Genomic DNA, 10,590 nt, shown 5'->3' on the forward strand with positions numbered 1-10,590 from the left:
TTTTTTATACTTCTTAGGGCAAGAAGTATTTTAAATGCGATCAAAACACGGCCAGCGCCGAACGTAAGATCTTATTATTTTTTTAACGTCTAGATGCTAACACCCAAGTAACTTAGAGTCACTTACACTTTATTAAGATTTGTTGACTCAACGTAGTCCGTGACGCTCTCTATTATTTTGTTTAGCAGTGTCACCCTTGCGAAGCATTACGTAGACTGCACCAGTGCCGCCATGCTGCGGTTGAGCAGAATGAAAGGCTATTACCTGGTCTAGTTGAGGAAGCCAAATCGCTAAATGGCTCTTTAACAAGGCAAGTTTGTCAGGATTTCGATCTCCCTTCCCATGTAAAATAATAACTGCTCTAAGCTCGTACCTGGAGCACTCATCAATAAAGCGGAATACTTCGCGCCTTGCTTGTTCAACGGTCATTCGATGTAAGTCCAAACGTGCATCTAATTCATAGCGCCCCATCCTTAGTTTTTTATACACACCGTGCTGGACACCATCGCGCTTATAATCAAGTATGTCATTTGATTTCAGCATAGGCACTTCGGTGGAGGCTAGAGGATCTACGGTAAGTTTATCGGCAACGGCAAGTTTGCGCCTAACACGCTTTCCTGGTGTTTCTTCCTCTACTTTGTTTGAAGAAATTTTGCTACTTTCAAAACGAGTAACTCCCTGCATTTCTTCTGCAAATAACTCATCATCACTCATTGCCGTACTCACTCATAACCAATTCTGACCCAAAAATACTATTATAAAACCTAGGATTCGCCAAGTGCAGTTTGCACACTTTCCAAGTTCTTATTCGTATTAAATACTTCCTTCAATGTTTCCCATGGTGGCACCGGCTTACAACTTGAGAAAATAAAATCTGTAAAGGCCATAACCTTCGAAGGTGGCTCTCTACGGCTAGGATAAACCAGGTAAAAGGTTCTTTCCTGAAATGGTGCATCTTCAAGTAGCGTAACCAAACGCCCCGCCCTGACATCTTCACTAATAATAATCTGAGGTAAAGCGCCAACACCAACCCCCTCTATAACCATTCGACGCAGCACTTCCATGTCATTAGCCACTAGGCGAGACTTTGGTTCAAACTCGTATATACCGTTATTCGTTTGAAAAGCCCAAGCGGATGCTGGGTGAGAGACACAGGTATGATCTTCGATAGCCTGAATCGTTTTAGGGATGCCGTTTTTAGCAATATACTCAGGAGAAGCACACAGTGACAATCGCGCGGTTCCGAGATTTCGTGCTACCAGACTAGAATCAGATAATGGGCCAATTCGAAAAGCCACATCGATTTCCTGCTCTAGTAAGTCAACCAGTTTGTCATCGGAGAAGATCTCGACATTAACTTTTGGATACTGCTCCATAAATCGTTTAATCGTGCTGATGAAGAAAGGTGTACCAAAAGACAGCGGCGTACTAATCCTGAGCGTACCGCTTGGCTCAGCTTGCATATTATTAACAACACGATCAGCTTCTTCAGCTTGCTCAAGCATTTTGACGCAATGCTCATGATACAACTTACCGGTTTCTGTCGGCTTTAAGTTGCGTGTTGTACGATTAATAAGTCGCACACCTATACGCTTTTCGAGCTGACTCACTTTTCGGCTTACGGTAGATTTAGGTAGCTTAAGTTTGTCCGCTGCTTTGGTGAAGCTTCCCGATCCGACAACCACTGCAAATATCGCCATTTCATTTAAGTCTTGCATCAATTCGTACCCTTCTCTTACTCTCGCATTTAGAGTTAGCCGCATACATTCCATATACGGAACATTATTTCTAAATTTAGCCTATTAACACCAAAATAGGAACAGCACTACAATAAAAGCATCAAAATTTAGCGTTTGATTGCATTAAATTAGAACAACGGGGCAATAACATACTATTGTTAGCAGCCACAAAAATAAGACTTTTTACTACAAGGTTCATTGTTATGGTCGATAGACTTGCCGCGCAGATTATTAAGTTCAGATGGTTAATCATCATTGCCTCCTTAGCTATTGTATTTTTTATAGCAAGCGGAGCTAGCAATATTGGGTTCAGCTCAAACTATCGAGTATTCTTTTCAGAAGATAATGAACAATTGGTAGCATTTGAAACACTCCAAAACACCTATTCAAAATCAGACAATATATTTGTTGTTCTAGCGCCGAAAGATGGCGAGGTATTTACCGTTCCAACCTTGAATGCAGTTAAAGATCTAACTGATAGAGCTTGGCAATTGCCTTATTCAACACGCGTCGATTCAATCACAAACTTCCAATATACAAAAGCCGAAGAAGATGACTTGCTCGTTAACGACCTGGTTGAATTTCCAGATGAAGCCGATTTGGACGAGATTAAACGGATTGCGCTTAGCGAGCCGCTGCTAGAAAGTCGCCTTATTTCCAAGCAAGCGCATGTTACTGCGGTCAATACCACAGTTCAACTTCCTCAATTGACCGAACAGGAGATTCCCGAACTAGTAGCGCAAGCACGTGTGATGATTGCCCAGTTTGAAGAAGACTACCCCCACCTGGATGTTTATATCACAGGTAGCGTGATGCTAGGCAATGCCTTTTCTGAATCAGCCCAGGACGACCTTGCAAACCTGTTTCCGGTCATGTTTGTGATAATAATCTTCACCTTATTATTGCTTTTACGTTCGTTCACCGGTACCGCCGTAACCTTGGTTGTCATAATAATGTCTATCGCCAGCGCAATGGGAATGTTCGGTTGGCTAGGATGGACGCTTACCGGTCCAAGCACCTCAGCGCCCACGGTAATCATGACAATGGCCGTTGCCGATTGCGTTCATATTCTAGTGACCTTTCTATTTAACATGCGGCACGGAATGCTTAAAGCCGAAGCAATGCAAGAAGCCATACGTATCAATTTCCAGCCGGTTTTCATCACCAGCATCACAACAGTTGTTGGCTTTATGACACTTAACTTTAGTGAAGTTCCACCCTTCAGAGATTTAGGTAATACTGTAGCTATGGGCGTCGTTGCAGCATTCTTTCTATCAGTATTTTTACTTCCAGCACTGGTTATGGTGCTACCGGTAAAAGAGAAGAAGCAAGCAGATAAAGCACACAAAGGCCTTGATGCAATCGCTAATTTCGTCATTAACAAACGCAGACAAATTTTGATCGGTACCGGCTTGGTAACAATCGCCATTTTCTCTGCTATACCATTAAATATGATAAATGACGACTTTGTCGGTTACTTCAAGCAAAGTGTAGAATTTAGAAAAGACACCGACTTTACCGCTGAAAACCTTTCTGGCATTTATACAATTGAATACTCACTAGTTGCCGGAGAATCCGGTGAGATAAGCAACCCGAAATTCTTACAACAGGTCGAGGCATTCAGCCAATGGCTTGAAGCTCGAGAAGAAGTTGTTCATGTCGATACGATTACCGAGATATTCAAGCGCCTGAATAAAAATATGCATGCCGATGATGAGTCATACTTCCGGCTACCGGAGTCACAAGATTTAGCGGCACAATATTTACTGTTATATGAAATGTCGCTCCCCTATGGGCTGGATCTCAACAACCAGTTAAACGTAGATAAATCATCTATCAAACTAACTGTTGTACTAAACAATATACCAAGCTACAAAACCTTAGCGCTTGAAAAGGATATTGCTGAATGGCTTGAGACAAATACCGATATTACTGAGTTCTATGCTGCGAGCCCGAATATCATGTTCTCTCATATCGGTGAGCGAAACGTTATGAGTATGGTTTCGGGGGTAAGTTATGCATTGATACTAATTTGTATCATCATGGTGATCGTACTCAGGTCAGTCAAACTGGGCTTGGTTAGCCTAATCCCTAACCTTATACCTATTGGTGCTGCATTTGGTTTGTGGGGTATCTTCAACGGTAATGTTGGCATATCCGTAGGTACCGCAACAGGTATGGTCCTGGGTATCGTCGTTGATGATACCGTCCACTTTTTAAGCAAGTATCGAAGGGCTAGGCGTGAGAAAGGCTATACTAGCGAGCAAGCGGTGCAATATGCTTTCGCAACCGTTGGTACTGCACTTTGGGTGACAACCTTCGTTTTAGTCGCAGGGTTTATGGTGCTTGCATTGTCCAACTTCAACATGAACGCCCACATGGGTATCTTCACTGCAACAACGATTACGCTAGCACTGATATTCGACTTTATAGCGCTACCCGCAATTCTACTCAAGCTGGAAGAGAAGACTGCGGGTAAGCAAGGCACAGAAAACATCCTTACTTCTACTCCAAACTAAAACCCAACAAAAAAGCCCCTACAAAGGATAATTTGTAGGGGCTTTCTTATTCATCAAGTAGCTATTCTGGTTTAGCGTTTGCAGCACACTCGCCACGAGAACGATCCAGACGGCAACGAATTTTCCAGAGTAACTTAAGTGCCGTAGGATGATTGACCTTGTCTGCCTTTAGTGCCATGCGTACACGTTTACTGAAATGATCAATATCATCCTTAGTAAACTGACTAATCTCGATCCAGTAGTTTTGAGGTATTTCATTCTCAGCATCCTTAACCATTCGTTCCATATCATCCATTCGTGTCAGGATATAATTACGCATTTTGTGGCCAAAGCTAACGCACTCACGCTTTCTGGCTTTTCGGTTCCTGGAACATACCTCAGGGAATTGATCACGCTTAGCGATTGTTTGCAGCATGCCATAATAAAGTCGGTAATCAATTATCCCGCCCTTGTCACCTAATCCGTTGTATAGCTCAAATGTGTTATAGGCCAAAGCTGGCATCAACAAAATATCGACATTACCATTATTGAATTGCCCTGCAAAAGTGGTCAGAGAAACATTGAAGGGAGAAGCACCCGCCAAGTCGGCAAACTTTTTAGCCTGGGGGTCTCCATTAAGAATTGCCAGTTTTTTACCAGCAAAGTCATCGATACTTTCTATCGATCGGTCATTTACAAAGGCAAACATTGACCCTACCGGAAAAGTTGCAACCACTTCGTAATTACCCTGGGTCATCAACTTACCGGCACGAGGACGAGCCAACGTACCCAAGGCGAGTTCAAGGCCTTTCTGGGAGGTAATCGCGCCAATAGCATCCATTGTGCCGCCAAATTTAACGAATTGGCGTGAAAGTATTGCGCTCAAAAGTACGGCTTCACAGCGCCCTGCTTTAAACTCACTTGCGGCGACCTTTTCGTCAGTATATGCAACAAACCTGATACTCAAGCCCCATGATTGAGCTTTTGGTATTAAGTCAGAATAAAAAGACATAACCGGGCCATTACGCCCAACCGGATCCCAAATACAAAATGTTTTTTTCTCTAGAGAGTATGCAGACGTGCTTGCTAATATTAATACCAGCGCTATTAAGACGTTGTAGACCTTCATTCCGAAAAGAATTCCTTGTTTAGGTTCTTGTTAACTCAAGGTTTGCAAGATTATATCTTCGTTTTTATGGTACAAGTGTCCAGCAAAGTAGCCGTATTTATCATGTAATTGTTATAAGATAGCGATTCACGGTAACTGGCCAGTTATAATAGCTGGCAGTTTTATATCTACTTATTTCCCACACTATAACGAAGTGTTTGTTAGTTCAATACTTATTACAGATTAATATGACAGATTCTCATCAAGCCAAACTAGTTACCATTCTAGGCCCTACGGCAAGTGGTAAAACCTCATTAGCTGTAGAGCTTTGCCGTCAGTTTTCAGGTGAGATAATCTCTGCCGACTCTCGCCAGGTATACCGGGGCATGGACATTGGTACAGGCAAAGATCTCGATGAATACGAAGAAGTCCCCCATCACCTAATCGACATTGTGGAGCCGCAAGAGGAATTCAACCTTTTCGCCTACGCCCAACATTTCTCCACAGCTTTCACCAATATCGTCAAACGCGAACAACTGCCGTTTTTAGTGGGCGGAACAGGGATGTATCTAGATGCCATATTAAACCGTTATGAATTAACGATAGCGAAGTCTGACGAAAAAGCACGTCAGGAAATGGAAAATAAATCAGAACGCGAATTAATCGAGCTATTGCTAAGTTTTGACAAAAATTTACACAACACAACCGACTTGTTAAGCCGAGACCGCATCATTAAAGCAATCGAAATAGCAGTAGCCGACAGCAAAGATCTAAAGCCACTGGAGCTTCCCACTTTTACACCCCTTACGATAGGCATTCGCTTAGAGCGCGAAGAAATAAAGGCTAGAATCACAGCGAGGCTTAAGGCACGGCTTGAAGAAGGCATGATAGAGGAAGTAGAAACACTCAGACAACAAGGCCTTCCCTGGGAAAAGTTACACTTCTTCGGCCTTGAATATCGCTTTGTCGCACAATACTTGCAAGGTGAGCTGAGTTACAACGATATGTACCAAAAACTCAATTCAGCCATTCACGCTTTTGCAAAACAACAAAGTAAGTGGTTTAGGAATATAGAAAAGAAGGGGCAGGAAATTCATTGGATCGATAAAGGAGAGGATCTTTTCGACAAAGCCGCAGAGCACCTCGCGAAGCATCTTTAGCGAGCTTTGCTTGGCGAACTACGCTAATGCGTGCAGCTTCTTAAAGGTCACTAGCCTCAACTCGTTTAAGTCTTTTTCAAGTACTGCCAGCGTCAAACCGTGCTTAACCATGCTTTTTAACAAGCTTTTGTCTGCATATTCCAGTATATCCAATACACGCAAGGGGTGTTGCTCAGCCAAGCAGGCAATTACATCTTGCGCCTGTTTTTTCGGCAGCCGAGCTAGCAATTCGGCTGCATAGCGCTCATTCATAAAGACCGCTGTTTCACAGACATACTCAACAGACAAACCTTTTGCTATTTGAACAGCACTCTTAATGGGGAGCTTAGATGTAATTCTTGCCGCAATGGGTGGGTCGATATATTTGTTTGTAATCGCAAGCACGAGAAAGTTGGGGATATATCTAAGCGTTTGAGAGATAGACTCGAAAAAACGATCAAATCCTTTTCTTTCACGTTCGAGCACCGACTCAACCAAATCAAACACAGCTTCAAATTGTTCATCACTCATGCCAGAAATTATTTCTGGCAAGTCACTTTCACTCTGCCGTTCAAGTTGCTCTAATTGCTCCTCACGTTTTGCTACGCGTTCCATTCTAGCAACCTTATTGATCGATGAATGCTAATGGAACGAAAGCAACAAGAATGAGTGTTGTACCCATAACCATAAGCGGAAGAAGTAAACGCTCGTGGCGATAATAAAAGGAATCGCCCTCTTTTAAAGCGAGACTGACTTCCTCATCACCCACAACCTGACGGGTAAGTAGGTGATTTAACGAAACCGGCGGACTCAAATAACCAAGTTCGAAAGCCATCAAGCAGGTCATCCAGAAGTGAATCGGATTGATTCCGGCAGCATAAGCAACCGGAGCAATCGTACCTGTAACCAGGATAAGCGCACCAAAGGGGTCCATTACCATGCCGATCATCACCAAAAACAGAACGAGAAACGCCATCGTGCCGTAGGTAGAGCCGAAGAATTCGGGTATCTCTAGTACGCCGCCGCCCCGTTCTATAATGCCGCCAACTGTAAACGAGCAAGCCATTAACATCAGTAAGGCGCCAATTTGTATGGATGAGTTATCTACAGAACTGGAAAAGGCTGAAGATATCGTCGGACTCGCCTTAGCACTTTCATTTCGCTGATGGAAATCCCTACTAAATTTACGTTCAAACACTAAAACTGCCATAACGATAATTGGCAGCATGACAGGTGCCGTAAATTCGTCAAGTTGAGCATCTAGCAATATGTCGTAAAGAAAGAGCGCAGCGACCAGAATCCCAACATAAGGAAGAAGTGGCATCAAATTTCTAAGAGAAGGTAACAATGCTTCACTTGCCGGTACAATTTTCATAGGGTCCTTTCGTGTAATCATTGCAAATACCGCAAACACGAGCATACTCAGAAGAAAAACCCTGAAGCCCCAATGAAACAGCTCGTCTGTCACAACTTCTTTATTAAGTATTGCAATACCAACTACAAGCAAACAAGGCCTTAGCACAACACCTGAACCCGTCATTGCTGTCACGGCAAGCGACAACTGACGACGAGTCCCTACTCGCCTCATCTCTTGATAAACAACCGCGCCCATCGCAATAATGATAATGCCCGAAGCACCGGTATAAGCAGTCGGGAATGCCATCAATGCGATAGCAACAAATGCAAGCAATTCAGGCGGCAGGTGCCAAGGTTTAAACACCTCAAACAATTTTGCACCAAGAAGCGTTTCTTTAAGCAGCATACCAACCAGAATATAAAGACCAATTGCTAAATGAAGATTAGTTAGCTGAAAGATTTGAGTAAAATAGATAGCAATACCTGGATAGTGCGACTCAACAATAAAAAACTGAAAGATCGCTGCTAACAGCATAATACTATGAATAGGTATCGCTATAAAGGCAAGCCAGGGTTTACCTCCAGGCTCAAGATCTGGCGATGGATTGAGTAACTGATATAGATTCAGACCGCATAAGCTAAAACACCCGAGCATAAGGATAATCATTAACTCAGGGTTGGTAACCTCAGTCCCCGATGCGTAAGAGCCTTGGTAAAACGCGACGGTAGACAACCCAAGACAGGCATTGGCAAACAACTGCCCTACATTCGAAACGTAGTGATCCATTCGACTATGAATCGACCTAAACGCAATATGATTACGCTTCCATGTTGTGATAAACGCAGACAGTGCCAGCAGCAATATCAAAGTAAGTTTTTGATTCTCAATAGCAAGCAAACTAACTTGAGCAAAGGTGTGCTCAAGATCTTTAAAAGTACGAACCCAAACATTCATTTGAGCTCGATAGGTCTGGGCATCAGCATGCTGCTTCTGGCATAGCCTGATTTGGCTAGCTAAGGAATTACGAGCTGAATCACGATCAAACTCAGTCGCAAATAAATCGAAGTCTTCATTTTCTGCAAGGTGCTCTTGTTCTAATTCATCCAACCTGGCTTCGATATCAAACTGATATTCACAGTCTGCAGTGGGCTCATCACCCCGAAGAATAAAGTAGTCCTCCCAAAAATAGCTGCCAAGCTTAAGCATCTGTGCATGCATATTCTCACTAGTGCCCGAAATAATCGTTACGAACAAAAGACATAGAATTGAGTAGGAAAGGATTTTTTGCATCAGGACTTTGATGCTAAATTCGGATTTCTTGTTGGTTAGTTGAGTATCGTAATCAGGCTGCATAGTGTTATTAAAATTATTATGAAGATAATATTAAAAATTAAGATGTAAGTCGGGCCATAGTATACGAAATAGCATGTGAATACAGCGAAATGATCCTAACCTGAGCCACAATCAAGCATAAAAAAAGGAAGATCATTGACCTTCCTTTTTTAGAACGACTAACTAGTTGTACCTAGAACCTAAGCTCTAAGAGCGCTATTCTGATACCAGAGTTCGCTTATTTATAATAAGCATTATCCGTAACGGAGTGATCTGTTACATCACGCACGCCACTTAGCTCAGGAACAACCTCCAACAAACGCTTTTCGACACCGTCCTTCAAGGTAATTGAAACTGCACTACACCCCTGACAACCGCCACCGAAGCGAAGTACCGCAATTTGATCTTCAGTTATTTCAACAAGTGATACATCACCACCATGCGATGCCAAACCAGGGTTAATATCCGTAACAAGAATATAGGTGATACGCTCTGACAAGCTGGAATTTTCATCTATCTTTGGCATCTTGGCATTTGGCGCTTTAATTGTCAGCTGGCCACCCATTTTTTCTTCTGCGTAATCTACAAATGCTTCATCTAGAAATGGAACGCTTTTCTTCTCGAGGTAAAGTTTAAAGCCTTCTAGCTCCATCACTTCATCGTCTTCAACGATATCTTCAGGCTGACAATAGGCCAAACAGGTCTCGGCAAATTTAGTGCCTGGCTGAGTAACAAACATTCTAACGCCCATACCATTTGACTCCTGATTAGAGACAAGTTGAGCGAGATAATGTTGAGCTGATTCGGAAACAGTGACCATAATGAAGTAAGCCTCGATGAAATTATTTGCGCATATAATACGGGTTTTGGACTCTGGGATAAAGACTTAGTAAAATACTCAGGTAATCGTTTTATACTCACGCTTGTGTGAGAGCAGAAATTGTCAGGTTTTTAGATATTATTTTCTATATCAAAATATTTCAATATACTTTTATTTCCGCTAAGATAGCGCTTTCTACAACATCGCATAGAATTGCGTGCTATTTCACCTTATTTTGGGAATACACATTTAATGTCCAACATACAAAATAGAACTCAGCTTTTGAACGACGCGCTAAGCAAGCGCATCCTAATACTGGATGGCGCTACCGGAACAATGATCCAGCGCTTTAAGTTTGAAGAGGAAGACTATCGCGGTGAAAGGTTCAAAGACCACCCTTCGGAAGTTAAAGGCAATAATGACCTATTATGCCTGACTCAAGTAGACGCCATTGCTAGCATCCATAAACAATATCTAGATGCAGGCGCAGATATAATTGAAACAAACACTTTCAACTCGACCAAAGTTTCCCAAGCTGACTATGGCATGGAAGAGCTTGTATACGAGTTAAATTTCGAAGCTGCACGTATTGCACGT

The 10,590-nt window shown here is 42.6% G+C and carries 9 protein-coding genes; 3 read left to right on the plus strand and 6 right to left on the minus strand.

Annotation, left to right across the window (positions count from 1 at the left end):
- Positions 1–147: 147 nt before the first annotated feature.
- Both smrA and A3757_RS04355 read right to left on the minus strand, forming a co-directional pair.
- Complete coding sequence (smrA, locus tag A3757_RS04350) at positions 148–714, minus strand: DNA endonuclease SmrA (RefSeq protein ID WP_068507499.1); 567 nt, start codon at positions 712–714, stop codon at positions 148–150.
- 50 nt (positions 715–764) lie between these two features.
- A complete protein-coding gene (locus tag A3757_RS04355; RefSeq protein ID WP_068507501.1) occupies positions 765–1,718 on the minus strand; it encodes a LysR family transcriptional regulator in 954 nt (317 codons plus the stop codon).
- Positions 1,719–1,942: 224 nt separating this feature from the next.
- Here A3757_RS04355 and A3757_RS04360 point away from each other — a divergent pair, with 224 nt between their 5' ends.
- Positions 1,943–4,258: an RND family transporter gene (locus tag A3757_RS04360; protein ID WP_068553857.1), complete on the plus strand. Its 2,316-nt coding sequence runs from the start codon at positions 1,943–1,945 to the stop codon at positions 4,256–4,258.
- Between the two features lie 61 nt (positions 4,259–4,319).
- Here A3757_RS04360 and A3757_RS04365 read toward each other — a convergent pair whose 3' ends face one another.
- Complete coding sequence (locus A3757_RS04365) at positions 4,320–5,366, minus strand: putative solute-binding protein (RefSeq protein WP_068553859.1); 1,047 nt, start codon at positions 5,364–5,366, stop codon at positions 4,320–4,322.
- A gap of 227 nt (positions 5,367–5,593) precedes the next feature.
- On the opposite strand from A3757_RS04365, the gene miaA reads away from it, so the two are divergent.
- Positions 5,594–6,505 carry a tRNA (adenosine(37)-N6)-dimethylallyltransferase MiaA gene (gene miaA / locus A3757_RS04370; protein WP_068507507.1) on the plus strand — a complete coding sequence of 304 codons (912 nt, stop codon included), beginning with the start codon at positions 5,594–5,596 and terminating at the stop codon, positions 6,503–6,505.
- An 18-nt stretch (positions 6,506–6,523) separates the two neighbouring features.
- Here miaA and A3757_RS04375 read toward each other — a convergent pair whose 3' ends face one another.
- The 3 genes from A3757_RS04375 to nfuA all read right to left on the minus strand — a co-directional run bounded on the left by A3757_RS04375 (position 6,524) and on the right by nfuA (position 9,996).
- On the minus strand, positions 6,524–7,099 hold the full coding sequence (locus tag A3757_RS04375) for a magnesium transporter MgtE N-terminal domain-containing protein (protein ID WP_068507510.1): 576 nt from the start codon (positions 7,097–7,099) through the stop codon (positions 6,524–6,526).
- Positions 7,100–7,109: 10 nt separating this feature from the next.
- Positions 7,110–9,131, minus strand: coding sequence for a TRAP transporter large permease subunit (locus tag A3757_RS04380; RefSeq protein ID WP_068507511.1), 2,022 nt, complete (start codon positions 9,129–9,131; stop codon positions 7,110–7,112).
- A gap of 280 nt (positions 9,132–9,411) precedes the next feature.
- Entirely contained in the window at positions 9,412–9,996 is a 585-nt protein-coding gene (gene nfuA / locus A3757_RS04385; RefSeq protein WP_197469755.1) for a Fe-S biogenesis protein NfuA, read from the minus strand.
- Between the two features lie 249 nt (positions 9,997–10,245).
- Between nfuA and A3757_RS04390 the strand changes: the two genes are divergently transcribed.
- Positions 10,246–10,590: homocysteine S-methyltransferase family protein (locus A3757_RS04390; RefSeq protein WP_156506172.1), on the plus strand; the 345-nt coding region annotated here is incomplete at its 3' end.

This window comes from Oleiphilus sp. HI0117 (assembly GCF_001635235.1).